The sequence below is a fragment of the Mesorhizobium sp. 113-3-9 genome, assembly GCF_016756515.1.
In the GTDB taxonomy this organism is placed as follows: Bacteria; Pseudomonadota; Alphaproteobacteria; order Rhizobiales; family Rhizobiaceae; genus Mesorhizobium.
The window spans coordinates 5,406,820-5,431,587 of the sequence record NZ_AP023246.1 but is presented as its reverse complement, the minus strand read 5'-3'; the positions used below and the strand labels follow the sequence as shown (position 1 = coordinate 5,431,587).

Here is a 24,768-nt window from a genome sequence, read left to right as displayed (position 1 = left end):
CATGGCTGAACTCGATCCCGAAACGCTGAAGCGCGAGATGACCGGTTGGCGGCGCGACCTGCACGCGCACCCGGAATTCGGCTTCGAGGAGAAACGCACATCTGCCTTCGTCGCGGCCAAACTGCGCGAATTCGGCCTCGACGATGTCGCCGAGGGTGTCGGTGGCACCGGCGTCGTCGGTACGTTGAAGCGCGGCAGCGGCAACCGCGCCATCGCGCTGCGGGCCGACATGGATGCGCTGCGCATATCAGAGCAATCGAGCGCGCCCTATCGCTCCGGCAATGCAGGAATAATGCATGCTTGCGGCCATGACGGTCACACCGCCATGCTGCTTGGCGCGGCCAAGCTGCTGGCAAGCGAGGGCGGTTTCGACGGCACCGTGCGCTTCATCTTCCAGCCGGCCGAGGAGTGGGGCAGGGGCGCCCTGGCCATGCTCGACGATGGCCTGATGCAGCGCTTCCCCTTCGACGAGATATTTGGCCTGCACAACATGCCCGGCCTTCCCGTCGGGCACTTCGAGACCCGCGCCGGTCCCGTGATGTCGGCGGAGGACAATTTCGAGATCGTGCTGAAGGGGATCGGCGGCCACGCGGCGCGGCCGCATTCGGGCAACGAGACACTGGTCGCCGCCTGCGCGCTGGTCACCAATCTGCAGACCATCGTCTCACGCCGGCTGAGCCCGGCCGACATAGCGGTGGTTTCGGTGACCGAATTGATCACCGACGGCACGCGCAATGCATTGCCCGGTCTTGCCCGCATCCTGGGCGATGCCCGCAGCTTCCACCCCGAGGTCAGCGCCGGGATCGAACGCCAGATGCGCGTCATCGCCGAGGGCACCGCTGCTGCCTACAACGTTGCCGCCGAGGTGAATTACAGCAGAGAATTCGTGCCGCTGCGCAATGATGCCGAACTGGTCGACGCGGCCTTTGCCGCCGCGGGAAGCGTATTCGAGCCCGGCAATATCGCGGTCGCCCGGGAGCCGATGACGGCATCGGAGGACTTTGCCCGTTTCCTTGATCACGTGCCGGGCTGCTTCGTCTTCCTCGGCAATGGCGAGACTTCGGCACCGCTCCACAATTCCAGCTATGACTTCAACGATGACGGGCTGTTGTTCGGCGCCAATTTCCATGTCGCCATCGCCCGGCAACGGCTTGAGGTTTGACAGGCTACGGGTGCATTTGGCGGGGGAAAACGCCTCGAAAAGGCCGAAATCCGCGATCCCGCATGACGTAGCGGCAAGACTCAGCTAGCCTTCACCCTGCGGCGGACCTGATATCCGCCTGGCCGGCGCTATCAGACACCTCCCAAGCGGCGCCGGCCTTCTTCCTTGCGGCGAACGCCTGCTAAATTAGCACTAATTAAATTTAGAATATTCGCACTTGCAGGAAATTAGGGTCTTGCTGGCATGGAAGCCGCAGGTCTTTGGGGTGTTGCGGGAAGACAGATGCGCGGGCGGAGCTGGATAAAGGCGTTGCGTCAGGAGGAGGCACGGCAGGTGCGCGCACGCATCGCCGAACTGGAGCGCGACCTGATGACGACTTCCTCTCAGGGGAGGCATCGGCGGCTTGAAGCAGGACACGAACTTCGCAATGCCAAGTTCCGCCTGAAGCGGCTCGAGGAATGCATCGCCGAAATACCGGAGAGACTCGAGCGTTAGTCCACGTTCTCGGGTATCATCTCATTTCCACAAGACAGCATGCTGCGCCGGTATGAACGTGAAGCAGCACATGCAAGGCCGCATCGCCTGCGGGGAACACGACGGAGTGTTCTGACAGATGGCCGAGGTCGCAGACCATCGCTGCTGGCGATGGATTGAACCAGGCGTTCCCTCCGTCCCATGCGCTAACAAGAAGAGTCCGGCTCCACGCACCGAAGGGCCGTCCAAATCGATCTGGAAGACGATTGACAGCACAATGCTTGGCGATTATCGATTGTCGACAATCGCCAAGCATGATGCTGGAGACCGATATGAAAATCGACAAACTCAGTTTTGTGGACAGAGCCGCTGCCCAGCTTCGTATCGAGATACTGCACGGGCGGCTCTTGCCGGGGGCTCGGCTTACCGAAATTGACCTGTCGGAACAGCTTGGTACGGGCCGTGGCACCGTCCGTGCGGCCCTCTCCGCCCTGGAGACGGAAGACTTGATCGTGAAGCAGCCTTACTCCGGCTGGTCGGTTCGAGACATATCCGAGAAAGAGCTATGGGAGACCTACACGCTTCGTGGCGCTCTTGAGGGCCTTGGAGCTCGTCTGGCCGCTGTTGGCAAAAACAAGGAAACCGAGAGCAAATTGAAGGCGGCATTTGCCCGCCTTCAACAGGCGGAGGCCAGCGAGGACAGCGGCGAGCGCGTCGATGCGGATCTCGGTTTCCACAGGACGATTGTTGATCTTGCGGGGCATGCCAGTTTGTCCCGCCAATATTTCGGCCTCTCAAACAAAGTCGAGTGGCTCTATCGCTGGTCGGAAAGTCATTGGCCAAGCCGAATAGACCTGACCAGCTGGCATCGCCCGATCGTCGAGGCAATTCTGTCGGGCGATCCGAATGTTGCCGAAAAAGCAATTCGCGAGCACGGCGAAAGCAGCCTAGCGGACGATCTGCGCGATTTTGCCGAACTGCGCCGTCGGTCAGCCTGACAAACAATCAACAAAGGGGAATGCCATGAAACTGCCATCCGATTTGCGCTGGTCGCCAACGCGACGCGAAATCCTGTCAGGCGCGGCCAAACTTGGACTTGCTGCAACTGTCGCCGGTGTCGGAATTGGAAGCGCTCGCGCCGAGGCGCCGAAGAAGGGGGGTACCTTGCGCATGGCGCTGGCGGGCGGAAGCTCCGGCGACTCGCTGGATCCACGAACATACGCCGAAACAGTGGCTCGAAACGTCGGTGTCTCCATTTGCAATCAGTTGGTCGAGATAACGCCAGACAACAAGCTCGTCTCCGAGCTTGCCGAGAGCTGGGAGACGAAAGGCGCTCAGTCCTGGATCGTCAATTTGCGCAGGGATGTGCAATTTCACAATGGCAAGACGCTCGAAGCTGCTGACGTTATCTATTCGATCAACCTGCATCGAGGGGAAACTTCATCAGGCGCGAAGGCTATTTTCAACTCGATCAAGGACGTAAAAGCCGATGGCAAGAACCAGCTGACAATCGAACTGGACGCTCCGAATGCGGACTTCATGTACGCATTCTCGGACTATCACGCGATGATCGTTCCCGATGGGTTCACCGATTTCAAAAATCTTGTCGGGACCGGCGGGTACAAACTGCGTGTTTTCGAACCGGGAATTCGCTCGATCGTGGAACGCAACGAAAACTATTGGAAGCCTGACCGGGCGCATGTTGATGCGGTCGAGACCACGGTGATGAATGATGCGACCGCCCGCGTCACGGCTTTGAGGAGCGGTGCGGCGGACATCATCAACCGCGTGGACCGTAAGATTGCCGGCCTCATGGCTGCGATTCCCAATATTGAAATCGTACGCAGCCCTGGCGGAATTCACTGGACGTTCATCGCGCTCGACAACGTCAAGCCTACGTCCGACAACAATGTGCGACTGGCCCTCAAATACGCGTTTGACCGCCAGAAGGTCCTGGACCTCATGTTCAAGGGCTTGGGCATCATTGGAAACGACCAACCGATTTCCCCCTTGAGCCCTTACTACAACGCCGAGCTGCCACAGCATCAGTTCGATCCGGACAAGTCGAAATTCTATCTGAAGCAGGCTGGTCTGGATTCGTTGTCACTTGATCTATTCACGTCCGACGCCGCTTTCCCTGAGGCGATCGACATGGCCACCATTTATCAAAACGGCGCGTCTGCGGGCGATGTGAATCTCAAAGTCCAGCGGCGGCCGGCGGACGGCTACTGGACGGATACCTGGATGAAAAAGCCCTTCTGCATGTCGGTCTGGCTGACCCGGCCGATCGATCAGACGTTCTCGCTTATCTACAAATCGGGCGCATCATGGAACGAGTCCTACTGGTCAAACGAGAAATTCGACAAGCTTCTTGCAGAAGGGAAATCGGCATTGGATTTCGGCAAGCGCAAGGAAATCTACGGTGAGATGCAGGCAATTCTCAACAATGAAGGACCCAGCGTAATCCCCGTATTTGCCGACTTCCTGGATGCAAGAAGTTCTCGCGTTCATGGATTTGAGCCGAGTGCCGTCTCGGACTTGTCGGGTGACCGCGCCGCCGAGCGCGTCTGGTTCTCGGCCTGACACCACAAGCGATGGAGATCTCATGGAGAGCCGGATCAACCCTGTTCTCCATGATGGGATCTTTTTGAGCAGGAGGAAGATTTGTCATTGTCGCCGCTGTGGACGGACATCGACTGGAACCGTGCTGGACGGCAGGATTCTTTCCTGAACCTGGAGCATTCCGTCCATCGCTCCGCTTACGGGATCGTTCCGATCCCTATCTCGCTTTTCAAGAACGGAAGCGGACCGACGCTGCTGCTGATGGCCGGGTCGCACGGGGACGAATATGAGGGCCAGGCAATCCTGACCCGTCTAATCCAGACCTTGGATGCAGACTCGGTGTCGGGCCGCATCATCGTGTTGCCGGCGGCAAATCTGCCGGCCGCGCTGGAGGGATCACGAGTGTCTCCACTCGACGGCGGAAACCTGAACCGCTGTTTTGGCGACTCGATTTCCGACAATCCCACGTCCCGGATCGCCGATTACATAGCAAACACCATCCTGCCGATGTGTGACGTCTTCTTCGACTTCCATTCAGGCGGCAGCTCCCTGGAATATATGCCATGCACTTATGCGACTGTTTCCGACGATCCCGACAAGGCGGCAGATACTCTCGATGCACTTGAGTTCATGAATGCTCCCATCGCCTGGGCTCACAAGGGTATACCCCAGGGATCGGAGGCCGGCCGTGCCGCGTACCGAAACGGCGTTGTCTACCTCAGTGGCGAATTCGGCGGTGGCGGCAGGATTTCCAGACAGGCCACCCGGGTGGCTGAGCGCGCAATGTACCGCCTTATGGCGCATCTAAAAATTCTTCCGCTGGCAAGCGAATGGAAAGAGGAGATCGAAAGCCGGCTGATGAACGCGAGCCAGCGGCATTATTTCTATGCCGATCGCGACGGAATCTTTGAACCCGCCGCCGCCGTGGGCGACGAGGTCGGGAGGGGCGACCTTGCGGGCACAATCCTCAATCCTGAAACCCCGGTGCAAGCCGGGGTGCGGGTATTTTTCCCGGAATCCGGAACATGGATTTGCAGCCGGGCCATCGGCAGGGTTCGCAGGGGCGACTGCCTTGGTCACCTGCTGACCGATGTTTCGCGTGAGGAAATCCTGGCCTCGGAATGAACAAGGATTTTCGATCCGACAATGTCGCTCCGCCGTTACCACAAATCCTTGAAGCAGCCGTCCAAGGAGGCGGCATGTGGATGGACGCCTATGGTGACGATCAAATCACAGGCAGGTTGGAAGAAAGACTTGCCAAAATATTCGAGCACGAGGTTGCGGCATTTCCAATTCTGACGGGAACCGCGGCAAACGCCCTCGCTCTCGCCCAGATGTCCGGACGTTTCGGTCAGATTCTTTGCCATAGGTTATCGCATGTCTATCGGGATGAATGCGGCGCGGTGGAGTTTCACAGCCAGGGAAGGCTGAAAGCTCTGGATGGCAAGAATGGAAAACTGGATACCGAAACCTGCGCCCGTGGCTTCGGATTTCTTGATGACGTGCACCAATTGCGAACGACCGCGCTTTCGCTAAGTCAGGCAACGGAAGTCGGGACATACTATTCAGCGGATGAAGTGTTGCGGCTGGCCAGCTGGGCCAAAGGCCATGACGCGGCAGTGCATATGGACGGCACCCGATTCGCCAATGTCGTCGTGGCATCTGGCTCGACACCCGCCGAGCTTACCTGGCGCGCGGGCGTCGACGTCCTGTGCCTTGGTGCGACGAAGGGCGGCGCGATAGGGACTGAGGTTGTTGTTTTCTTCGAGCATGACCTGGCCGATGATTTCAAGCGATTGATGAAGCGGTCAGGCCATTTGCCCTCCCGCCTGTGGTTTCTGGCGGCCCAGCTCGAAGCCTATTTCGACAATGACCTTTGGAGGGAGTCAGCCCGACACGCAAACGCGATGGCGTGTCGGTTGGGAGATGCACTCTCGCAAAACGGCATAGCGCCTTGCTACCCAGCGCAGACCAACATGGTCTTCCTGAAAGCTGACATGGGCACATATGAACGTCTGCGAAAATGTGGATTCAAATTCTATTTGATAGATGAAGAGAACGAAGGGATAACTGCAAGGTTCGTTATGTCTTACGCCACCAATACAGACGATGTTGAAAGATTGGCTGAGGCGATCATCAATGCGAGTTACACAAATGATCGATGATCACCAAGCAAGCCGTAAGGCCTTGGCGGCAATGCCGGCAATCGGCGCTTGAAGCGGTAGTGAATCCGACGTGGCGTTGAGCCACCAACTCGGTGCTTTTGTCACTCAACGGTCTGGCGCGGGCTGGAGTCGCCAGGCGTTTCGCTCGCGGAAGCGTCGCAGCTCTCTATCCTTGCCGCACGGCCCTCGGCAGTCGGCCGGGAACCAAATCCCGCTCCTCGGGTGGCTCTGCTTCGCCATGGCATATCACCGCTTCCTTGTTGCGAACAAAGCGGAAACGATGCTTGATGGGCGATGAACCTTGCCGCCCATGATTCGACTTTTCTGGAGCCGACTGCCCAGCCTGCCTATCTCGCCCGGCTGAACGATGCTCAGCGTCAGGCCGTCGAGCATGGTGACGGCAAGATCGCCGGGCCCTTGCTGGTCATTGCCGGCGCGGGCTCGGGCAAGACCAACACGCTGGCGCATCGCGTCGCCCATCTCATCGTCAGGGGAGCCGACCCGCGCCGCATCCTGCTGATGACCTTTTCGCGCCGCGCCGCATCTGAAATGGCAAAACGTGTCGAGCGTATCGCCGGCGAGGTGCTCGGCCGCGACGCCGCTGTCATCACCGATGCGCTGACCTGGGCCGGGACCTTTCATGGCATAGGCGCGCGGCTGTTGCGCGACTATGCGCTGGAGATCGGCCTCGACCCGGCCTTCACCATCCATGATCGCGAGGATTCCGCCGACCTGATGAATCTCGTGCGTCACGAGCTCGGCTTCTCCAAGACCGAGGCTCGCTTCCCGACCAAGGGCACCTGCCTTGCCATCTACTCGCGCGCCGTCAACGCCCAGGCGCCGCTCGGCGAAGTGTTGGGGGCGGCCTTCCCCTGGTGCGCCGGCTGGGCGGGAGAACTGAAGCAGCTGTTCGCCGGTTATGTCGAGGCCAAGCAGGCGCAGAACGTGCTCGATTACGACGATCTGCTGCTCTACTGGGCGCAGATGGCGGCCGAGCCGGAAATCGCGGCGCATCTGGGCGGGCGTTTCGACCATGTGCTGGTCGACGAATACCAGGATACCAACCGGCTGCAGGCGTCGATCCTCATGGCGTTGAAACCCGACGGTGCCGGGCTGACGGTGGTCGGCGACGATGCGCAGTCGATCTATTCGTTCCGCGCCGCGGAGGTGCGTAATATCCTCGATTTTCCAAAACAGTTCGCGCAGGCCGCCGATGTGGTGATGCTGGAGCGCAACTACCGCTCGACCGAGACCATTCTGGCGGCCGCCAATGCGGTGATCGGCGAGGCTTCGGAGCGCTTCACCAAGAACCTGTGGTCGGAGCGCAAATCCACCGACAAGCCAAGGCTGGTCACCGTGCGCGACGAGGTCGAGCAGGCGAACTTCGTCTGCGATACGATCCTTGCCGAGCGTGAGGCCGGCACGGCACTGAAATCGCAGGCGGTACTGTTTCGCGCCTCGCACCATAGCGGGCCGCTGGAGATCGAGCTGACGCGGCGCAACATTCCCTTCGTCAAGTTCGGCGGGCTGAAATTCCTCGATGCCGCCCATGTCAAGGACGTGCTGGCGGTGTTGCGCTTCGCCGAAAATCCGCGCGACCGCGTCGCCGGCTTCCGCGTGCTGCAGCTGATGCCGGGGATCGGCCCTTCAGCCGCGGCACAGATCGTCGAGACGATGACGACAGCACTTGATGAGGCGATGGGGCTGGCCGGCTGGCGGCCGCCACAACGCGCGGCGGACGACTGGCCGAGCTTCGTCGCGCTCTATTCCGGCCTGCGGGCCGGCGCCAAATGGCCGGCGGATCTCGAACAGGTCAGACTCTGGTACGAGCCGCATCTGGAGCGCATCCATGAGGATGTCATCACGCGCCGTGCCGACCTGCTGCAGCTCGAGCAGATCGGCTCGGGCTACGCCTCGCGCGAACGGTTCCTGACTGAGCTGACCCTCGATCCGCCGGACGCCACCAGCGACCAGGCCGGACCGCCACATCGCGACGAGGACTATCTGATCCTGTCAACCATCCATTCGGCCAAGGGCCAGGAATGGAAGAACGTCTTCGTGCTCAACACGGTTGATGGCTGCATTCCGGCCGATCTCGGTGTCGGCACAAAGGAGGATATCGAGGAGGAGCGCCGGCTGCTCTACGTGGCGATGACGCGGGCCAAGGACAGCCTCAACCTGGTCATGCCGCAGCGCTTCTTTCCGCATGGCCAGGCGGCGCGCGGCGACCGCCATCTCTACGCCTCGCGCACGCGTTTTATCCCGGCCTCGATCCTCGCCGCGTTCCAGCAGATGTCGTGGCCTGGCGTGCAAGCGGCGCAGGGCAGGGCACCCCGACCGGAAGTGCGCGTCGACATCGGCGCGCGCATGCGCGGCATGTGGAAATAGCTGAAATCATGGCGCGGCCACCGGTCAGGATCGCCATCGCCGGCGCGTTGGGCCGCATGGGCCGCCAGATGGTGGAGGCCGTGCAGGCCGATCCGCGGCTGGCGCTCGTTGCACGCTTTCATCGCCCGGATAGTGTCGGCGACGGGCTGGTGAGCCGCGACGACGCGCTTGCCATGGCCGACGTGGTGATTGATTTCACCACGCCGGCGGCTTCGGCCGACCTGGCGCGGTTTTGCGCGAACCGGGGCGGCCCCGCTTTGGTGGTTGGTTCGACGGGTTTCGATGCCGCCGAACTGGCTGATATCGCCGACGCCGCGAAAACGATTCCCATTGTCCGCTCCGGCAGTTTTTCGCTCGGGCTCAATATGCTGGTCGGATTGGTGGAACAGGCGGCGAGAGCGCTCGATGCCGATGACTGGGATGCCGAGATTTTCGAGTCGCATCATCGCCACAAGGTCGATGCGCCGTCGGGCACCGCACTGATGCTGGGCCAGGCCGTTGCCGGTGGACGCGGCGTCGAACTGGACGCGGTCGCAAGGCGCGTTCGCGACGGGCTCATCGGCGCACGTCCGGCCGGCGAGATCGGTTTTGCGGTGGCACGTGGCGGCAGCATAATCGGCGAGCACAGCGTCAGCTTCTGTACCGAGGGTGAACTCGTTACCTTGTCGCATGCGGCCGGCGACCGCATCATGTTCGCCCGTGGCGCGATCGCCGCGGCACTTTGGGTCGCCGATCGGTCACCCGGCGAATACGATATGCGCGACATGCTTGGTTTTGCCGCCTCGTGACCCACGGCGGCTTCCCTTTCAACAACCGTCAAAACGACTGAAAGCCAGCTGAAAGCTTGGGCATGCAATGACGGCATTGCGGCGTTCGCCGTGTGACCGGTGCGGGAGCGGCCGGCAAGGAGGAATGCGGCACAGCCGGGATGGCGCGCCGCCCAAGTGGAGGAAATTAAGTGACCGGTTTCATATCGAAACGCATTTTGCGTTCAGCAGCCCTGACGCTTGCCATCGTCGCCACGGGCGCCACCACGGCATCGGCGGCGGAGAAGATCACCATCATCGTCGGCGGCATGGAAAAGCAGATCTATCTGCCGGCCGTGCTCACCCAGCAGCTCGGCTACTTCAAGGATGAGGGGCTGGATGTCGAACTGGTCAATTCGCGTGCCGGCGTCGAGGCCGAGAACGAATTGCTGGCCGGTGCCGTGCAAGGCGTCGTCGGCTTCTACGACCACACCGTCGACCTGCAATCGAAGGGCAAATACATCCAGTCGATCGTCCAGTTCAGCCAGGCGCCTGGCGAGGTCGAACTGGTCTCCGCCAAGCATCCCGAGATCAAGTCGCCGGCCGACTTCAAGGGCGCCACGCTTGGCGTCACCGGTCTCGGCTCCTCGACCGATTTCCTTACCCAGTATCTTGCGGTTCGCAACGGCCTGAAGCCCGGCGACTACACATTGCTGCCGGTTGGCGCCGGCAACACCTTCATCGCCGCCGTCAAGCAGGATCAGATCCAGGCCGGCATGACCACCGAGCCGACAATCGCGCAACTGCTCAAGACCGGTGAGGCCAATGTGCTGGTCGACATGCGCACGCCCGAAAAGACCAAGGAAGCGCTGGGCGGCGACTATCCGGCGGCGTCCTTCTATGTCCAGTCTTCCTGGCTCGAAGGCCACAAGGACGAGGCCCAAAAACTCGCCAATGCCTTCGTCAAGACGATGAAATTCATCGCCACGCATTCGGCCGAGGAAATCGCCGACAAGATGCCGAAGGATTATTACGCCGGCAACAAGGACCTCTACGTACAGGGCCTGGCCGGCGGCAAGGCGATGTTCACGCCCGACGGCCGCATGCCGGCCGATGGCCCGGAGACGGTGCTGAAAGTTCTGTCGACTTTCTCCAAGAGCCTCCAGGGCAAGCAGATCGACCTGTCGAAGACCTTCACGACGGAATTCGTCGACGCCGCCAAATAGCGCCGTCCGACGGGTGCGGGTTTCCGCTCCGCGTTGAGGAACAACAAGTTGCGCCGCTTGGCTGAATCAGTTCGGCAGCGGCGCCTTTCCGGATGCCGATGACGGTAAGCCTGCTGGCCGACCGGCGGCGTCTCCACGCCAACACCTCAGGAGTGCGCCATGCAAGTGCAAACCATGGCGGCCGAGAAGCTGTCTCAGGCCGCGCCACCAGCCGATGCCGCGATCGCCATCGACGATGTGACGCTACGCTTCGTCACGCCGGACGGCCATATGATGACGGCGATCCGAGACTTCACCATGACCGTGGCGCGCGGCGAATTCGCTTGCGTCGTCGGGCCGACCGGCTGCGGCAAGTCGACGACGCTCAATCTGGTCACCGGCTTGCTGCGGCCGACCACCGGTAATGTCCGCGTCATGGGCAATCCGGTCACCGACATCAGCCGCGACATCGGCTTCGTCTTCCAGGCCGATGCTCTGTTCCCATGGCGCAGCGTCCTCGACAATGTCGCCGCCGGTCCGCTCTATCGTGGCACGCCGAAAGCACAAGCCTATGAGCGGGCGCGCGACTGGATCGCCCGCGTCGGGCTCGGCCGCTTCGAAAAGCACTATCCGCACCAGCTTTCGGGCGGCATGCGCAAGCGCGTCGCACTAGCGCAGACCTTCATCAACCAACCCAAGATCCTCTTGATGGACGAGCCGTTCAGCGCGCTCGACATGCAGACGCGCACCGCCATGCAGGACGAGTTGCTCGACCTGTGGTCGGAGCAGAAATCCTCTGTCGTCTTCGTCACACACGACCTGGAAGAGGCGGTGGCACTGGCCGACAAGGTCTATGTGCTGACCGCCGGGCCGGGCACGGTCAAGAGCGTCTACCGCATCGACCTGCCGCGCCCGCGCGTCATGGCCGACATCCGCTACGACCCGAAATTCATCGAGATCGCCAAGGTGATCTGGAGCGATTTGCGCGAGGAAGTGCAACTCGGTCAGAGCCGTGGCCTGCAGGCTGGCCATTGAAAGGAGAAACAGCATGACCGCAATCTCTCCGACCGCCAATCAGGCCGCCGTCCGCGATGCTTCGATCGCCGTTGCCGAAGCCCGGGCGCGGGCGCGGCTGCGCCGCCGTCATGCGCTGGTCATCGGCTTGCGCCTGGCTATCCTTGTCGTCTCCCTTGGCCTGTGGGAACTCGGCGCCGACTACAATGTCATCGACCCGTTCTTCTTCGCCAGCCCTTCCGGCATCTGGGACCAGATCTGGGTGTGGGTCACCGAGGGCACGTCGCAAGGGTCGCTCTGGCTGCAGATGTATGTGACGCTGGAGGAGACCTTCCTCGGCTTCGTCATCGGCGCCGTTGGCGGTATCGCCGCCGGCATCATCCTTGGCCGCAACCGGCTCTTGGCGGATGTCTTCTCGATCTACATCAAGATCGCCAATTCGGTGCCGCGCGTTGTGCTGGGCTCCGTGTTCATCATCGCACTCGGCCTCGGCATGGCCTCGAAGGTGGCGCTTGCGGTGGTTATGGTGTTCTTCGTCGTCTTCGCCAACGCCTTTCAGGGCGTGCGCGAGGCCGACCGTGCGATGATCGCCAACGCCCAGATCCTCGGCGCGTCGCCGTTCCAGATCACCACCTCGGTGATCATCCCCTCGGCGATGAGCTGGATCCTTGCCAGCCTGCATGTCAGCTTCGGCTTTGCCCTGGTTGGTGCCGTCGTCGGCGAGTTCCTCGGGGCCAAGCAAGGCATGGGCCTGCTGATCTCGACCGCGCAGGGTGCCTTCAACGCCAATGGCGTTTTCGCCGCCATGATCATCCTGGCTGTCATGGCGCTGGTGGTGGAGTTCATCATCACCCGCTTCGAGAACTATGTCGTCAAGTGGCGCCCGGCGCCCTTCAACGAACAGGGCACCTGATTGGTCAGGCCAGGGGCAACCTGACCTCGACCACCAGTCCGCCGGCCGCGCCATCCCGCAGGGTGACGCGGCCGCCGGCGTTTTCGACGACCTCGCGCACGATGGCGAGCCCCAGGCCGCTGCCTTCCTCGGTCGAACCGGCGATGCGGTAGAAGCGCTCGAACACATGATCTCTTTCGTCCAGCGGAATGCCAGGCCCGTCATCGGCGACTGTCAGCACGGCTTCGCCATCGACGGTCGCCAGTCTCACCGTGACGCTGCCGCCCGATGAGGAGTAGCGCAGCGCATTGTCGACGAGGTTGACGATCATTTCGCGCAGCATGGTGCCGTCGCCGACGACCGGCACGGGACCGGTTTCTTCAAGGCCGAGATCGATATTGCGGGCGATCGCCGCCGGCGCCTGCGTTTCCAGCACATGGCGGGCGGCCTCGGTCAGGTCGATGCGGTCGGCGCGCGGCCGCCGGCTGCCCGGTTCGGCGCGCGACAGGGTGAGCAACTGTTCGGCCAGTCGTGCCAGCTTGCCGGAACTGGCCTGCAATGCCACCAGCGCTTCCTGGCGCGCGTCGGGGACGGTTTCGCGTAGCGCATAGCTCGCCTGCGTCGAAAGCAGCGCCAACGGCGTGCGCAACTGGTGCGCGGCATTGGCGATGAAGCGGCGCTGCGCCGCCATCTGCCTCCGCACGCGCTCCATATAGACGTTCAGCGCGTCGATCAGCGGCCGGATCTCGCTTTGCGCGCCCGGCACTTCGACCGGGTCGAGATCGCTGCGGCTCGGCGAGCGCACCGCGTCGCGCAGCCGGATCAGCGGCGCCAAGCCCCGGCGCAGGCCGAGCAGCACGAACACGCCGGCAATCGCCACCAGCGCCAGCTGTTGGGCAAAGGCACTGAACCACAGTCGCTTGACCATCGCGTCATGGCCGGCAAGCGTGACGCCCACGGTGACCGATATCGGCGAGTCGTCGCCGGCACCGATGACGGCATGGCTGAGGGTCAGCAGCCGCAACGGATGGTCGCGATAGCTGGCCCCGATGCTGGCATGCTGTGGCGCTTCGGGGAGATCCGGATAGCCGGTCAGCAATCGCCCGCCGGCGGTCTCGACCCGGTAATAGACGCTGTCGCGGTCGCCGGTATCGAACATCTCGATGGCAGCCGGAGGCACCGTTGCGTCAAGCACGCCATCGACCATGGCGACCTGCTCGGCAATCGCCCGCGCCGAGCCGACCAGCATTCGGTCGGTAACCAGATCGGCGGTCGCCAGCGCATTGCGCTGGCTGGTCCATAGATTGATGGTCGCCAGCCCGGCGAGCGGCAGCACCACCCAGGCCAGCAATTGCAGCCGAAGACTGTTAATCCTCATGGCGCAACAGATAGCCGAGGCCGCGCAAGGTGGCGATCTGGACCCGCGACCCTTCGAGCTTCTTGCGCACACGGTGCACATAGATCTCGATGGCGCTTGGATCCGCATCGGTCTCGAAGTCGTAGATGGCAGCCGACAGTGCGGCCTTGCTCACGGTACGCCCGGCCTTCACCATCAATTGTTCGAGCACCGCGTGTTCTCGCGGCGTCAGTGCCAGCATTTCGCCGGCGAGCGAAAACAGCCGCGTGTTGGTGTCGAAGACGAGATCGCCGCAGGCAACGACAGGTGCGGTGCGGTCATTGGCGCGGCGCAGCTGCACGCGGATGCGCGCTTCGAGCTCCTCGATCTGAAACGGCTTGGCGAGATAGTCGTCCGCGCCTTCGTTGAGGCCTTTGACCCGGCCATCGAGACTGGCGTTGGCGGTCAGCACGATGACCGGCACTGCGTTGCCGCGTGCCCGCAGCATGCGCAGCACCTCCATCCCGCCCATGCGCGGCAGCGCCAGGTCGAGGATGACGAGCGCATGATCGCCGGCCGCCAGCGCATGCTCGACATCCTCGCCGTCATGGACGATGTCGACCACATAATTCGCCTGGCGCAAGGTCTTGCCCAACCAGTCGGCGAGTTCACGATTGTCCTCAACAAGCAGCAGTCGCATATCTATGGCGGCCCGGATCCCATCTCCCCGCGGAACGCCTAAGGCTTGATCGGCCGCGGCACCCCTGATCTCTCTTGAATGAGCGACAGTATCGATCGCAACGCAAGACAAATGCGGCCCTGGCGCGGGGTAACAGCAGACCCTTGCTGGTTTAGGTCAGCCTGTTTTCGCACGCAAATCGAACCGAACGGTTCGGTTCTGATTGACAGATTGTACCGCAAACGGTGAACAATGGCCTCCAAAATCACTAGGCCTTCGTCAGAAGGGAAGAGTTTAACAGAATGAAATGATTGGATAATTTGCGTCGAGTTTGCCGCGGCGAAATATTCATTGTCTATAATATAACGAAATCCTGCAGGACCGGGGCGACTGGAAATCCCAAAAGGCATTCCCTACTTCGGGGTGGTCCGAGCGACGCGAAATTCCTCCCAAGGGCACGCCACTAGACGGACAGGACAGATAAATACTGGAGTAAAGAAAATGACCAAGATCGCTCTTACCGCAGCCGCCATCCTCGTTGCCACGGGCGCCGCTTTCGCCGGCAGCGACAACTTTAACTCGGCCAACGTCAATCAGCCCGCCGCCGCTGTCGACCATTCGGTCACCGCTTCGATCTCGAAGTCGACCGCAACCGTCCAGACCCAGGCTCCGCAGGGCGCTGACCGCAACCTGTTCGGCCGCTAATCGCGACTGTCGATTTCAATCCGACCTTCAATTCAGGAGTACTTAAAATGACCAAGATCGCTCTTACCGCCGCCGCCATCCTTGTTGCCACGGGCACCGCTTTTGCCGGCAGCGACAATTATGGTTCCAACAATGTCAACCAGCCGGTTGCCAACCAGTCGGTCTCCAACGTCGACAACACGCATACCGGTTCGATCGCCAAGTCCGTAAAGGTACAGGGCGACGCCAATGCCAACGTGCCGGCTCAGTCGGGCCAGGGCATCTGGGGCCGTTAATCCTTCAAACCACGGTAGACGACAAAGAGCGGTGGGCTTGGCCCGCCGCTCTTGTTTTATGTGCATGGGTATAAGTGCCAATGCCGATCGGGTTATGGGGAAGGCAGGGCTCCAGCGGTTCACATGGGGGTTGATCGAAATCGAACCGGTCGGTTCAACTTATGTTGACGAGCCGTGAGCGGATGGGGACTGCTGATTCAGCAAATCGCCGTGCCATGCATTGGGCGATTTCCTATAACAATATGATATTGTTCAATAAAATTTCTGGTGTTCTGCCATTTGGCCGAGGTCGGACGTCTCGATCCGGTGTGTGATGGAACATCTTCGTGATTGGAAGTCGGCGAATGAAAAAACCACTTCCAGCCTGTCCGAGCGACGCGAAATTCCTCCCAAGGGCACGCCACTAGACGGACAGAACTGGAAATACTGGAGTAAAGAAAATGACCAAGATCGCACTTACTGCCGCCGCCATCCTCGTTGCCACGGGCACCGCCTTTGCCGGCAGCGACCACTATAATTCGGACAACGTCAACCAGCCGGCCATCACGGCGCCTGCCGGCAATATCGACCACAGCCACACGGCTTCGATCCGCAAGCCGGTCGAGCATCACGGCTTCAAGCTGACGCCCGATTCAAACCAGCCGGAATCCGGCCAGGGTATCTGGGGCAACTGAGCCGACGCTCAAGCAGGCTTCGATAATAACAAAGAGCGGTGGGCCTGGCCCGCCGCTCTTGTTTTTTGTGCGACAGGGCAGGTGGCATCGGTTTGGCCAATCTGCGCATCCGGCAGAAAAAGCGTCCACCTCCAGGAATAAAACCGGGTGGCCCCGGGTCTTATCCCCAGCGGAACCGTCCTCCCAAGACGCCGCCCAACGGATGAACAGGAGATTGAAATGAACAAGATTGCTTTCGCTGCCCTCGCTCTTCTCTTTGCGACCGGCGGCGCTTTTGCCGGCAGCGACCACTTTGGCTCCGGCAATGCCAACCAGCCGGTTGCTTCGATTGCCGGCGTCGATCATGCCGTCACCGGCGCGGTCAAGAACACGGATATGGCCGGGCACAAGGCAGCCGACGCCAAGATGAAGACCGCCACCGACTGGCCGGAACCCGGCCAGGGAATCTGGGGGAACTGAGATTTCGAGCGGGCGTACGGCGGGCTTGGTCCGCCGTCTCCCCAGCACTGGATATCCAGGCTGCGGACTCATAAACGCGAAACGACAATCCGATGGCCGCCAAGGCCATGCTCGACAAGAAGGCGCCGCCGGCACTTTCATCGGTGTATGACAGGCTTTGGCGCTGGCGGCCGGTCGAAGAAACTCTACGAACAAGTTAAATATTGCCGCCAAGGCGGTAGTGAATGCCGCTTGGAAGAAAATCCTCGCGCAGGCGACAACAATCATCAACACCGAATGTCGCAACTGAGCGCCAGTTCGGCGTATCTCATGGCGGCTCTATCACTACGCCCGGTACAAAATTGTCGGTCAGGTCAGTTGGCTCAAGGAGGATTTGCATGCGTGGTCATTGCTTATGTGGCGTCATTGCATTTGAAGTCGATGGCTCGGCACAAGCATGCGTGGTCTGTCATTGTGAAAGTTGTCGGCGGCAATGTTCCGCGCCGATGACCACCTACATAGGTGTCTTGGACAGCCAATGGCGATGGCTAGGCAAGGCGCCGAAAGTATTCAACTCTTCTCCCGGTGTGGAAAGAACATTTTGCGATGAATGTGGCTCACCGCTGTCCTTTCGCTCAAAGAACATGTCCGGTGTTATGCATTTTTTTGCCGCGGCGATGGAGGAGCCGGAAAAATTTGCACCCACGCTGCATGTCGCTTTTGAGGAGAAGCTCCCCTGGTTGAAACTCGCCGACGGCCTGCCGACACGCTTTGGGCCTGACTACACGAAAAACTAAGCTGCGGACTGGTAAAACCTCGACCACAATCTGACGGCGGCGATTTTGCGAACGCCTGATAGGCCGTGGCCTTCTAGCCCAAATCCTTCGGGCGCAGGCAATGCGTCAGCCGCGCGGAGACCAGGGCGGACCACTCGCCGTCGAAGACAAAGCGCGCGAGGGCTGCCGTGGGGAACTTTTCCTCGAACCTCTTGTGCGCCTTGGCCTCCGAGCCCGGACCGGCGAGCTGTTTTGCCAGGCTCTCCAGTCCAGGATTGTGGCCAACCACCATGAGGCAGCCGCTCGACCGGTCGGCCTTGTGGATCTGGTCCAGAATATCAGCAGCCGAAGCTTCATAGAGTGGCTGGGCAAACGCGACCCGTGGATGCGCGGGCAACTCCGCGGCGACCAGCCGCCAGGTGTCGCGGGTGCGCAGCGCCGACGACACCAGCACCTGGTCCGGCAGCCAGTCGCGCGCTGCAAGCTCGCGCCCCATCAATTTGGCCGCCTTCAATCCGCGCTCGGCGAGTGGCCGATCGAAGTCGTCGAGATCAGGATCGTCCCAACTCGACTTGGCATGGCGCAGGAGAAGAAGTTGTCTCATCGCCGCACTCTCGGCTCAGGGCGTGATCCGCGCCAGATGTTCCAGGTCGGCTTCCTCGCGCAGCGGGTCGGGCGCCATCACCACCGAGGTGCCGTTGTCGGCGTCATCGGCAAAGTGGGCAAGCACCGTGCGCCCGCCCTCCATGCGCGCCTTGCCCTCGGCGACCAGCCCAAGGGCCAGCGGATAAAGCCGGTGCTCGGCCTTCAGCACCCGGGCGGCCAGCGTATCCGCATTGTCGCCAACCATCACCGGCACGGCCGCCTGCGCGATGATCGGCCCGTCATCCATCTCGGATGTGACGAAGTGCACGGTGCAGCCATGGATGCGCAGGCCGGCGGCCAGCGCGCGCGCATGGGTGTCCAGGCCCTTGAACGCCGGCAGCAGGGCAGGGTGGATGTTGATCATGCGGCCTTGCCATTTCTGGACGAAGCCTGATGTGAGGATGCGCATGTAGCCGGCCAGCGCCACGATCTCGGCATTGAAGGCGTTAAGCGCCGCGTCGATCGCCGCGTCATGCGCCTGCTTGCTGCCATGGTCGGCGCGGGCAATGACTTGCGTGGCGATGCCGCGCGCCTTGGCGATGCCGAGGCCGGCGGCGTCCGCCTTGTCGGAGATGACGCCGACGATCTCGGCCGGGAAGGCCGGGTCGCTGGCAGCGGCGATCAGCGCGGTCATGTTGGAGCCGCGCCCTGATATCAGGACAACTGTGCGTTTTCTGCTCATAGGCCGATCGAGCCCCGATAGATGACGCCGGCATCGCGGCGCGGCACGATGCGGCCGATCGGTGTCACTGTCTCGCCGGCTTCCTGCAGCACGGCGGCGACCTGTGCCGCCTGGCCGGACGCGACCGCCAGGATCATGCCGACGCCGCAATTGAAGGTGCGCATCATCTCTTCCGGCGCCACGCCGCCGGTCTTGGCCAGCCACGAGAACACCGGCGGGACGTCGATCGCTTCGAGATCGAGCTCGGCCGAAAAATCCTTGGGCAGCACGCGCGGAATGTTTTCCGGAAAGCCACCGCCGGTAATGTGGGCCAGCGCCTTGATGCCATGCGTGTTGCGGATGGCCTTGAGGATCGATTTGACATAGATGCGGGTCGGTTCGAGCAGCGCTTCGGCCAGCGTCGCCTCGTCGTTGAATGGCGCCGGATCGCTCCACGCCAGGCCGCTGGCGGCGACGATGCGGCGCACCAGCGAGAAACCGTTCGAATGCAGGCCGGAGGAGGCGAGGCCGAGCAGCACGTCGCCTTCGACAATGTCGTCCGTGGGCAAAAGCTGGCCACGTTCGGCCGCGCCCACGGCAAAGCCGGCGAGGTCATAATCCTTGCCGTGATACATGCCTGGCATTTCCGCCGTCTCGCCGCCGATCAGAGCGCAGCCGGCCTGACGGCAACCTTCGGCGATGCCGCCGACGATCGCCGCACCCTGGTCGGGGTCGAGCTTGCCGGTGGCGAAATAGTCGAGGAAGAACAGCGGTTCGGCGCCCTGCACCACGATATCGTTGACGCACATGGCGACGAGGTCGATGCCGATCGTGTCGTGCTTGCCGGCATCGATGGCGATCTTGAGCTTGGTACCGACGCCGTCATTGGCGGCGACCAGCACCGGATCGGTGAAACCGGCGGCCTTGAGGTCGAACAGGCCGCCGAAACCGCCGATCTCGCCATCGGCGCCCGGCCGGCGCGTGGCGCGCACCAGCGGCTTGATCTTCTCGACCATGAGATTGCCGGCATCGATATCGACGCCGGCCTCGGCATAGGTGAGCCCGTTCCTGCGCTTGCTCGTTTTGGACTGGCCCGTTTTGTGCTGGCCAGTTTCGCGCTTGCTCATCACAATTTTCCTGCTCGTTTGCGGGCTCTTCGCATGAACGGTTTCGGTCCGCAAGGATAACGGCCGAACCGAGCGCCATTTGGCCTGACAAAAACGTGGATAGCCTGGCATCCCGCATGGCGCTCGCGCTTGGAACGGACTGCTTCTCCCTTGTGTCGCCCTTCCGTCTCCCTCATCTATCCCGAAAGAGAATATGGCGGGACAATACGTTGACCATCCCCAACCTGATCAGCATCCTGCGCCTTGTCCTGGTGCCTGCCGTGGTGCTGGCCATGCTGCAGGCGCGCTGGGACTGGGCCTTTGCCGGCTTCGTCATTGCCGGCGTGTCGGATGGTGTCGATGGCTTTATCGCACGCCGTTTCAACCAGCAGTCCAGGCTTGGTGCCTATCTCGACCCGATGGCCGACAAGCTGCTTCTGGTTTCGGTGTTCGTCGTCATGGGCTTCACCGGGCAGTTGCCGCTGTGGCTGGTCGTCACCATGGTATCGCGCGATGCGCTGATCGTCTGCGCGATCCTGTTGTCCACGGTAATGGCTCATCCCGTCGAGATAAAGCCGTTTCTGGTATCGAAGGCCAATACAGCCATCCAGATCGTGCTGGCGGCGGTAGTGCTGGGCGAACTCGCCTTTGCCATGCGCCTCGACCCTTTGAGGCAGGGCCTCATATTGCTGTCCGGGGTCTTGACCGTGGCTTCGGCCGCAGCCTATCTCGTGGCTTGGCTGAGGCATATGAGCGGCTATGGCGAAAGCTCCAATCAGGACATCTGAGAAAGAAGCGGCAGTGATCGAGGCTGCGGCTGCCGAAATTGCCGCGTCCTCCGCGTTCCGCCGCCAGATCTTCTTCTGGCTGGCCGGCGCGGCGATCCTGGCGCTTTTCCTCTATGTCTTCAGCGCCATCCTGTTGCCTTTCGTCGCCGGCATGGTGCTTGCCTATTTCCTCGACCCGGTCGCCGACCGGTTGCAGCGGCTCGGCCTGTCCCGCTTCATGGCGACGGTGGTCATCCTCATCACTTTCCTCATCGTGCTGGTACTGGCCTTCGTCATCCTCATTCCGGTGCTGGCGACGCAGATGGCCGATTTCGCCGGCAAGCTGCCGGAATATCTCACCCGGCTGCAGAGCCTGATCACCTCCTTTGATCCGAAATGGCTGGAGCAGAGATTCGGCGTCAATGCCAATGGCTTGCGTGACGGACTGAATTCGCTGCTGACCTCGGGCTTCGGCCTGATCACCACCGTATTCACTTCGCTGTGGAGTTCCGGCATGGCACTGGTCTCGGTGGTCAGCCTGTTCGTGGTGACGCCGGTCGTTGCCTTCTACATGCTGCTCGACTGGGACCGCATGGTGGCGGTCATCGACAGCTGGGTGCCGCGTGACAACGTCGCGACCGTGCGCGCCATCGCGCGTGACATCAACACAGCGACCGCCGGCTTCGTGCGCGGCCAGGGCACGCTCTGTCTGGTGCTGGGCGCCATGTACGCCACTGGCCTGACGCTGACCGGGCTGAATTTTGCGATCCTCATCGGCCTGTTCGCCGGGTTGATCTCCTTCATCCCCTATGTCGGCTCGCTGACCGGGCTGGTGCTGGCCGTCGGCGTCGCCTTCGTCCAGTTCTGGCCGGATTGGACGATGATCGTCGCCGTCGCTGTGGTCTTCTTCATCGGCCAGTTCATCGAAGGCAACATCCTGCAGCCCAGGCTGGTCGGCAAAAGCGTCGGCCTGCATCCGGTATGGCTGATGTTCGCGCTGTTCGCCTTCGGCGCGCTGTTCGGCTTTGTCGGCCTGCTGATTGCCGTTCCGGCTTCCGCGGCCGTCGCGGTCCTGGTGCGCTTTGCCATCGCCCGCTATCTCGAATCGCCGCTCTACAAGGGCCGCGCGACCGAGCCCTTGCCGCCATTGCCGGCAGATCGCGGCGGCGGCCACCGCACGCAGCCGCGTCGCTGAAGTGACTGCTCAGCGAACCGATCCGCCGCGCCAGCTGCCGCTCGATCTCGGCCACGGCACCGGGTATACGCGCGACGAACTTGTCGTCTCCGGCACCAACAACCAGGCGGCGGCGCTGGTCGACCGTTGGCCGGACTGGCCGGCGCCGGTGGTGGTGCTGGCAGGTCCCGCCGGCTCCGGCAAGACGCATCTGGCTGCCATCTGGTGCGCGCGTGCCAACGCGGTGGCCGTGAATGCCGCACGCATTGGCGACAGCATTGCAAACCTTGGCGCCCGGCCGGTGCTGATCGACGATGTCGACACAGGCGCGATCGACGAACAAGGCCTGTTCCATCTGATCAATGCGGTGCGTGGCGCCGGCTCGACGCTGCTGTTGACGGCGCGCCGTTTTCCGTCGGCCTGGGGTGTTTCCCTGCCTGATCTCGCCTCGCGGCTGAAAGCGGCGGCGACGGTCGAAATCCACGAGCCCGATGATCTCCTGCTCGCCGGCGTCATAACCAAGCTGTTCGCCGACCGCCAGGTCGAGGTCGAGCCGCATGTCGTGCAGTATCTGGTGCGGCGCATCGAACGCTCGCTGGCGACCGCCATGCGCGTGGTGGAGCGGCTGGACCGCACCGCGCTCGAGCGCAAGACGCCGATCACGCGGGCGCTGGCGGCCGAAGCGGTCAGCGCCATGGACGAAGGGCAGGGCGCGTTCGAGATTTGACGCATGTCGCCCAGACGTGCCCTTGGGACACGACATGCACAAACAGGACATGGAGCGGGCCGCATCGATGTTTTTGGTGCAACGCGCTCCGGGTGACTCGGTGTTCAGACGGTCGGCAAACGCGAAGCGTGTCCCATTTTGGGAAATAACAGCTGGCATCCATCTTGCAGCGCTAGGTTGCCGGCTGACCCCGGTCCTGATTGCGTTCCAAATCAGGTTGTAGGCTCGCCGGGAATGAGGTTGTTGGGGTTCTCGCCCGGCGAGCTTACCTTCAAACGTATCGAGCGATCACCCGTGCGGCGGCCGCGACCATTCTGATCCGCCACGGCCATGCGGCGGCGCGGCTGGGCGATGTCCGGCAAGAAAGGCCGCCGAGGCCCTGATCGTCGCGGCCCACCGTGGCATCGCCGCAAGGCCGGAAGCGGCCAAAAATGACCATGCGATCACGCCAATGGCTATCGGTACTGCGTTTTTTTAAGGGATGGTCGGAGTGGAGAGATTCGAACTCCCGACCCTCTGGTCCCAAACCAGATGCGCTACCAGCCTGCGCTACACTCCGAACGGTCTGTTGCCTATTCATTTCGGTGCTGCATGGCAAGTGCAAAAACCTTGCCGCCATGCGCATTGCGCAGTAATGACGGGCAAAGGGCGGCGATGCTGCCTTGCACAACAATGAGGTGGCCATGTCCGCGCGCATTTTCAGCCCAGCCAAAACCGCGATGCAGTCCGGTAAGGCCAAGACCGGCCACTGGGTGCTGGAATTCGATCCCGAGATGCGCAAGAAGATCGATCCCCTGATGGGCTATACGACCTCTGGAGATATGAGAAGCCAGATCAGGCTCACCTTCGACACGCGGGAAGAAGCCGTGGCTTACGCCGAAAAGGAAGGGCTTGCCTTCCGTGTCGAGGAGCCGAAAGAGACCAAGCGCCGCCAGATTTCCTATGCGGAAAATTTCCGCTATGACCGCAGGACGCCCTGGACGCATTGAACGGCGGCCAGCGCCATATCCAGCCGGCCCTTTTTGGCCGGCCAGCGGTCCCGTAGCTCAGCTGGATAGAGCACCGGCCTTCTAAGCCGATGGTCACAGGTTCGAATCCTGTCGGGATCGCCAACAATTTCAAAGATACCCGATCTGCGAGCAGAATCTGCCTGTCGAACCGTCTCCAGATCAACCGGCTGGTATGTCTTTGGAGGGCGTTCGATGTCGAGATCGAACTCCGGCCAACGGCCGGCTACTGAAACAAACGCACGATTCGTGTTCCGAGCCCGATGGTGAACTGACCTTCGTGAGCGGCGAAGTCCCAACCGAAGAATGCCAACCAGCAAAAGAGTAGAATGGAGAAACGCATGATGAGCGGATGCTAAATTAGAGATGTTAACGAATGTTAACGCGCGTGTGCAGTTCCCCGCTCCCACGGCCGTTCGGACGATCCGGCCCCTGGTGTCCCGGCGTTTGCTTCCGCGCCCGTGATGGCTGCTTTGCTAAAACACGCAAACAGCTTTCGCATAAAGTCTGCCACCTTTCCGGTTTTTCGTTTCGCAATGGAACTTGGAGGAACGGGTCCGCTGGTAAGGCATGGCCAAACCCGCTAGTTGGGTTTGGATCATAGTTTTCCACCGTTAATCCGGGCACCCGGACCGATTTTCTTGCAGGAGTTTCCGAGACTCGACTATTAGGACACCCTTATGCAGCGTCGGCACGCAATTCGAAGGGTCAAGGATGGGCTCTGGGAGGTCTACGACATAGACAACGACGAGGTTGTGCTCGTGGGTGGAGTGGCCTTGACAAACTTGCTGGATGAAGAGGCACTCGACGCCTTAGACCTGATAATGGGTGGATTCCTGACCCCGAGCCAGTCCAGAAGGGCAAAGCGCTAAACAGGATCTCGCATCGTTCACTGCGCCAAGGTACCGGTTCCGCACGACTAGATGCTCGTGGGATTTTGCAATGTCAGACGCGCACGCTGATCCTCAGCGAAAGCGACTGCATCGGCCTCCCGTTCGAAGGCTCTGGAATACGTGTTGCGGTTCGTTCTTACGATGCGGACAAACCACTCGCCCAGGGATCGGGAGATTTCTACGGATGGGGGAGACGGTTTGTTGTCGGCCATGGACTTACCTTAAAAACCGGCGGCTTCGGAACATCTCACGAAACCCGTCGCGCCTTTCTCGGCGGCAGGTCGCCCGCCCAGGGAT

At 61.6% G+C, this 24,768-nt stretch carries 26 protein-coding genes and 2 tRNA genes; 22 read left to right on the top strand and 6 right to left on the bottom strand.

Annotated features, from left to right (window positions below):
* Position 1 precedes the first annotated feature (1 nt).
* The 11 genes from MesoLj_RS26665 (at position 2) to MesoLj_RS26615 (ending at position 12,629) form a co-directional block, all read left to right on the top strand.
* Positions 2-1,162, top strand: coding sequence for a M20 aminoacylase family protein (locus tag MesoLj_RS26665; protein WP_202323128.1), 1,161 nt, complete (start codon positions 2-4; stop codon positions 1,160-1,162).
* Positions 1,163-1,405: 243 nt separating this feature from the next.
* Positions 1,406-1,657 carry a hypothetical protein gene (locus MesoLj_RS26660; protein ID WP_244735171.1) on the top strand — a complete coding sequence of 84 codons (252 nt, stop codon included), beginning with the start codon at positions 1,406-1,408 and terminating at the stop codon, positions 1,655-1,657.
* Positions 1,658-1,968: 311 nt separating this feature from the next.
* A complete protein-coding gene (locus tag MesoLj_RS26655; protein ID WP_202323127.1) occupies positions 1,969-2,634 on the top strand; it encodes a GntR family transcriptional regulator in 666 nt (221 codons plus the stop codon).
* 25 nt (positions 2,635-2,659) lie between these two features.
* On the top strand, positions 2,660-4,219 hold the full coding sequence (locus MesoLj_RS26650) for an ABC transporter substrate-binding protein (RefSeq protein ID WP_181179510.1): 1,560 nt from the start codon (positions 2,660-2,662) through the stop codon (positions 4,217-4,219).
* Positions 4,220-4,300: 81 nt separating this feature from the next.
* Positions 4,301-5,323: a succinylglutamate desuccinylase/aspartoacylase family protein gene (locus MesoLj_RS26645; protein ID WP_202323126.1), complete on the top strand. Its 1,023-nt coding sequence runs from the start codon at positions 4,301-4,303 to the stop codon at positions 5,321-5,323.
* A complete protein-coding gene (locus MesoLj_RS26640; protein ID WP_202323125.1) occupies positions 5,320-6,363 on the top strand; it encodes a threonine aldolase family protein in 1,044 nt (347 codons plus the stop codon). Before MesoLj_RS26645 ends, MesoLj_RS26640 begins: the two co-directional genes overlap by 4 nt.
* Positions 6,364-6,657: 294 nt before the next feature.
* On the top strand, positions 6,658-8,751 hold the full coding sequence (locus MesoLj_RS26635) for an ATP-dependent helicase (protein WP_202323124.1): 2,094 nt from the start codon (positions 6,658-6,660) through the stop codon (positions 8,749-8,751).
* An 8-nt stretch (positions 8,752-8,759) separates the two neighbouring features.
* Positions 8,760-9,539 carry a 4-hydroxy-tetrahydrodipicolinate reductase gene (dapB, locus tag MesoLj_RS26630; RefSeq protein ID WP_202323123.1) on the top strand — a complete coding sequence of 260 codons (780 nt, stop codon included), beginning with the start codon at positions 8,760-8,762 and terminating at the stop codon, positions 9,537-9,539.
* Between the two features lie 170 nt (positions 9,540-9,709).
* Positions 9,710-10,723 carry an ABC transporter substrate-binding protein gene (locus tag MesoLj_RS26625; protein WP_202323122.1) on the top strand — a complete coding sequence of 338 codons (1,014 nt, stop codon included), beginning with the start codon at positions 9,710-9,712 and terminating at the stop codon, positions 10,721-10,723.
* Positions 10,724-10,882: 159 nt separating this feature from the next.
* Positions 10,883-11,737: an ABC transporter ATP-binding protein gene (locus MesoLj_RS26620; RefSeq protein ID WP_202323121.1), complete on the top strand. Its 855-nt coding sequence runs from the start codon at positions 10,883-10,885 to the stop codon at positions 11,735-11,737.
* A 13-nt stretch (positions 11,738-11,750) separates the two neighbouring features.
* Positions 11,751-12,629: an ABC transporter permease gene (locus MesoLj_RS26615; protein WP_202323120.1), complete on the top strand. Its 879-nt coding sequence runs from the start codon at positions 11,751-11,753 to the stop codon at positions 12,627-12,629.
* A gap of 4 nt (positions 12,630-12,633) precedes the next feature.
* Here MesoLj_RS26615 and MesoLj_RS26610 read toward each other — a convergent pair whose 3' ends face one another.
* Together MesoLj_RS26610 and MesoLj_RS26605 are read right to left on the bottom strand one after the other, a co-directional pair.
* A complete protein-coding gene (locus MesoLj_RS26610; RefSeq protein WP_202323119.1) occupies positions 12,634-13,986 on the bottom strand; it encodes a sensor histidine kinase in 1,353 nt (450 codons plus the stop codon).
* Positions 13,976-14,644, bottom strand: coding sequence for a response regulator (locus MesoLj_RS26605; RefSeq protein ID WP_172351110.1), 669 nt, complete (start codon positions 14,642-14,644; stop codon positions 13,976-13,978). The genes MesoLj_RS26610 and MesoLj_RS26605 overlap by 11 nt, the downstream gene beginning before the upstream one ends.
* Before the next feature lie 480 nt (positions 14,645-15,124).
* On the opposite strand from MesoLj_RS26605, the gene MesoLj_RS26600 reads away from it, so the two are divergent.
* From MesoLj_RS26600 to MesoLj_RS26580, 5 genes are all read left to right on the top strand, one after another.
* Entirely contained in the window at positions 15,125-15,328 is a 204-nt protein-coding gene (locus MesoLj_RS26600) for a DUF680 domain-containing protein (protein WP_202323118.1), read from the top strand.
* Between the two features lie 47 nt (positions 15,329-15,375).
* On the top strand, positions 15,376-15,603 hold the full coding sequence (locus tag MesoLj_RS26595) for a DUF680 domain-containing protein (RefSeq protein WP_202323117.1): 228 nt from the start codon (positions 15,376-15,378) through the stop codon (positions 15,601-15,603).
* 440 nt (positions 15,604-16,043) lie between these two features.
* A complete protein-coding gene (locus MesoLj_RS26590) occupies positions 16,044-16,277 on the top strand; it encodes a DUF680 domain-containing protein (RefSeq protein ID WP_140768295.1) in 234 nt (77 codons plus the stop codon).
* A gap of 219 nt (positions 16,278-16,496) precedes the next feature.
* Positions 16,497-16,736 carry a DUF680 domain-containing protein gene (locus MesoLj_RS26585; protein WP_202323116.1) on the top strand — a complete coding sequence of 80 codons (240 nt, stop codon included), beginning with the start codon at positions 16,497-16,499 and terminating at the stop codon, positions 16,734-16,736.
* 377 nt (positions 16,737-17,113) lie between these two features.
* A complete protein-coding gene (locus tag MesoLj_RS26580) occupies positions 17,114-17,512 on the top strand; it encodes a GFA family protein (RefSeq protein WP_202323115.1) in 399 nt (132 codons plus the stop codon).
* 73 nt (positions 17,513-17,585) lie between these two features.
* On the opposite strand, the gene MesoLj_RS26575 is transcribed toward MesoLj_RS26580, so the two are convergent.
* The 3 genes from MesoLj_RS26575 to purM are packed head-to-tail and all read right to left on the bottom strand — an operon-like array spanning position 17,586 to position 19,924.
* Positions 17,586-18,095: a SixA phosphatase family protein gene (locus MesoLj_RS26575; RefSeq protein ID WP_202323114.1), complete on the bottom strand. Its 510-nt coding sequence runs from the start codon at positions 18,093-18,095 to the stop codon at positions 17,586-17,588.
* A 15-nt stretch (positions 18,096-18,110) separates the two neighbouring features.
* Entirely contained in the window at positions 18,111-18,818 is a 708-nt protein-coding gene (purN, locus tag MesoLj_RS26570; RefSeq protein ID WP_202323113.1) for a phosphoribosylglycinamide formyltransferase, read from the bottom strand.
* Complete coding sequence (gene purM / locus MesoLj_RS26565) at positions 18,815-19,924, bottom strand: phosphoribosylformylglycinamidine cyclo-ligase (protein ID WP_065004974.1); 1,110 nt, start codon at positions 19,922-19,924, stop codon at positions 18,815-18,817. Before purM ends, purN begins: the two co-directional genes overlap by 4 nt.
* A 209-nt stretch (positions 19,925-20,133) precedes the next feature.
* Here purM and MesoLj_RS26560 point away from each other — a divergent pair, with 209 nt between their 5' ends.
* The 3 genes from MesoLj_RS26560 to hdaA are packed head-to-tail and all read left to right on the top strand — an operon-like array spanning position 20,134 to position 22,571.
* The gene (locus MesoLj_RS26560; RefSeq protein ID WP_202323112.1) at positions 20,134-20,691 is read left to right on the top strand and encodes a CDP-alcohol phosphatidyltransferase family protein; all 558 of its coding nucleotides are present in this window, start codon (positions 20,134-20,136) and stop codon (positions 20,689-20,691) included.
* Positions 20,663-21,865, top strand: coding sequence for an AI-2E family transporter (locus MesoLj_RS26555; RefSeq protein WP_202323111.1), 1,203 nt, complete (start codon positions 20,663-20,665; stop codon positions 21,863-21,865). Before MesoLj_RS26560 ends, MesoLj_RS26555 begins: the two co-directional genes overlap by 29 nt.
* 1 nt (position 21,866) lies before the next feature.
* Positions 21,867-22,571, top strand: a complete 705-nt coding sequence (hdaA, locus tag MesoLj_RS26550; protein ID WP_202323110.1) for a DnaA regulatory inactivator HdaA — start codon at positions 21,867-21,869, stop codon at positions 22,569-22,571.
* Between the two features lie 482 nt (positions 22,572-23,053).
* Here the strand turns inward: hdaA and MesoLj_RS26545 are convergent.
* Positions 23,054-23,130, bottom strand: a tRNA-Pro gene (locus MesoLj_RS26545).
* Positions 23,131-23,254: 124 nt separating this feature from the next.
* Between MesoLj_RS26545 and MesoLj_RS26540 the strand changes: the two genes are divergently transcribed.
* The 3 genes from MesoLj_RS26540 (at position 23,255) to MesoLj_RS26530 (ending at position 24,450) form a co-directional block, all read left to right on the top strand.
* Positions 23,255-23,560 carry an ETC complex I subunit gene (locus MesoLj_RS26540; protein WP_015318428.1) on the top strand — a complete coding sequence of 102 codons (306 nt, stop codon included), beginning with the start codon at positions 23,255-23,257 and terminating at the stop codon, positions 23,558-23,560.
* A gap of 46 nt (positions 23,561-23,606) precedes the next feature.
* Positions 23,607-23,683, top strand: a tRNA-Arg gene (locus MesoLj_RS26535).
* 575 nt (positions 23,684-24,258) lie between these two features.
* The gene (locus MesoLj_RS26530) at positions 24,259-24,450 is read left to right on the top strand and encodes a hypothetical protein (protein WP_140768282.1); all 192 of its coding nucleotides are present in this window, start codon (positions 24,259-24,261) and stop codon (positions 24,448-24,450) included.
* Positions 24,451-24,768 lie beyond the last annotated feature (318 nt).

Bases quoted from the DNA above. Each gene is read 5' to 3' on its own strand.
- MesoLj_RS26665 (WP_202323128.1), top strand. From the start codon at position 2: ATGGCTGAACTCGATCCCGAAACGCTGAAGCGCGAGATGACCGGTTGG.
- MesoLj_RS26660 (WP_244735171.1), top strand. From the start codon at position 1,406: ATGGAAGCCGCAGGTCTTTGGGGTGTTGCGGGAAGACAGATGCGCGGG.
- MesoLj_RS26655 (WP_202323127.1), top strand. From the start codon at position 1,969: ATGAAAATCGACAAACTCAGTTTTGTGGACAGAGCCGCTGCCCAGCTT.
- MesoLj_RS26650 (WP_181179510.1), top strand. From the start codon at position 2,660: ATGAAACTGCCATCCGATTTGCGCTGGTCGCCAACGCGACGCGAAATC.
- MesoLj_RS26640 (WP_202323125.1), top strand. From the start codon at position 5,320: ATGAACAAGGATTTTCGATCCGACAATGTCGCTCCGCCGTTACCACAA.
- MesoLj_RS26635 (WP_202323124.1), top strand. From the start codon at position 6,658: ATGAACCTTGCCGCCCATGATTCGACTTTTCTGGAGCCGACTGCCCAG.
- dapB (WP_202323123.1), top strand. From the start codon at position 8,760: ATGGCGCGGCCACCGGTCAGGATCGCCATCGCCGGCGCGTTGGGCCGC.
- MesoLj_RS26620 (WP_202323121.1), top strand. From the start codon at position 10,883: ATGCAAGTGCAAACCATGGCGGCCGAGAAGCTGTCTCAGGCCGCGCCA.
- MesoLj_RS26615 (WP_202323120.1), top strand. From the start codon at position 11,751: ATGACCGCAATCTCTCCGACCGCCAATCAGGCCGCCGTCCGCGATGCT.
- MesoLj_RS26610 (WP_202323119.1), bottom strand. From the start codon at position 13,986: ATGAGGATTAACAGTCTTCGGCTGCAATTGCTGGCCTGGGTGGTGCTG.
- MesoLj_RS26605 (WP_172351110.1), bottom strand. From the start codon at position 14,644: ATGCGACTGCTGCTTGTTGAGGACAATCGTGAACTCGCCGACTGGTTG.
- MesoLj_RS26600 (WP_202323118.1), top strand. From the start codon at position 15,125: ATGACCAAGATCGCTCTTACCGCAGCCGCCATCCTCGTTGCCACGGGC.
- MesoLj_RS26595 (WP_202323117.1), top strand. From the start codon at position 15,376: ATGACCAAGATCGCTCTTACCGCCGCCGCCATCCTTGTTGCCACGGGC.
- MesoLj_RS26590 (WP_140768295.1), top strand. From the start codon at position 16,044: ATGACCAAGATCGCACTTACTGCCGCCGCCATCCTCGTTGCCACGGGC.
- MesoLj_RS26585 (WP_202323116.1), top strand. From the start codon at position 16,497: ATGAACAAGATTGCTTTCGCTGCCCTCGCTCTTCTCTTTGCGACCGGC.
- MesoLj_RS26580 (WP_202323115.1), top strand. From the start codon at position 17,114: ATGCGTGGTCATTGCTTATGTGGCGTCATTGCATTTGAAGTCGATGGC.
- MesoLj_RS26575 (WP_202323114.1), bottom strand. From the start codon at position 18,095: ATGAGACAACTTCTTCTCCTGCGCCATGCCAAGTCGAGTTGGGACGAT.
- purN (WP_202323113.1), bottom strand. From the start codon at position 18,818: ATGAGCAGAAAACGCACAGTTGTCCTGATATCAGGGCGCGGCTCCAAC.
- purM (WP_065004974.1), bottom strand. From the start codon at position 19,924: ATGAGCAAGCGCGAAACTGGCCAGCACAAAACGGGCCAGTCCAAAACG.
- MesoLj_RS26555 (WP_202323111.1), top strand. From the start codon at position 20,663: ATGGCGAAAGCTCCAATCAGGACATCTGAGAAAGAAGCGGCAGTGATC.
- MesoLj_RS26540 (WP_015318428.1), top strand. From the start codon at position 23,255: ATGTCCGCGCGCATTTTCAGCCCAGCCAAAACCGCGATGCAGTCCGGT.
- MesoLj_RS26530 (WP_140768282.1), top strand. From the start codon at position 24,259: ATGCAGCGTCGGCACGCAATTCGAAGGGTCAAGGATGGGCTCTGGGAG.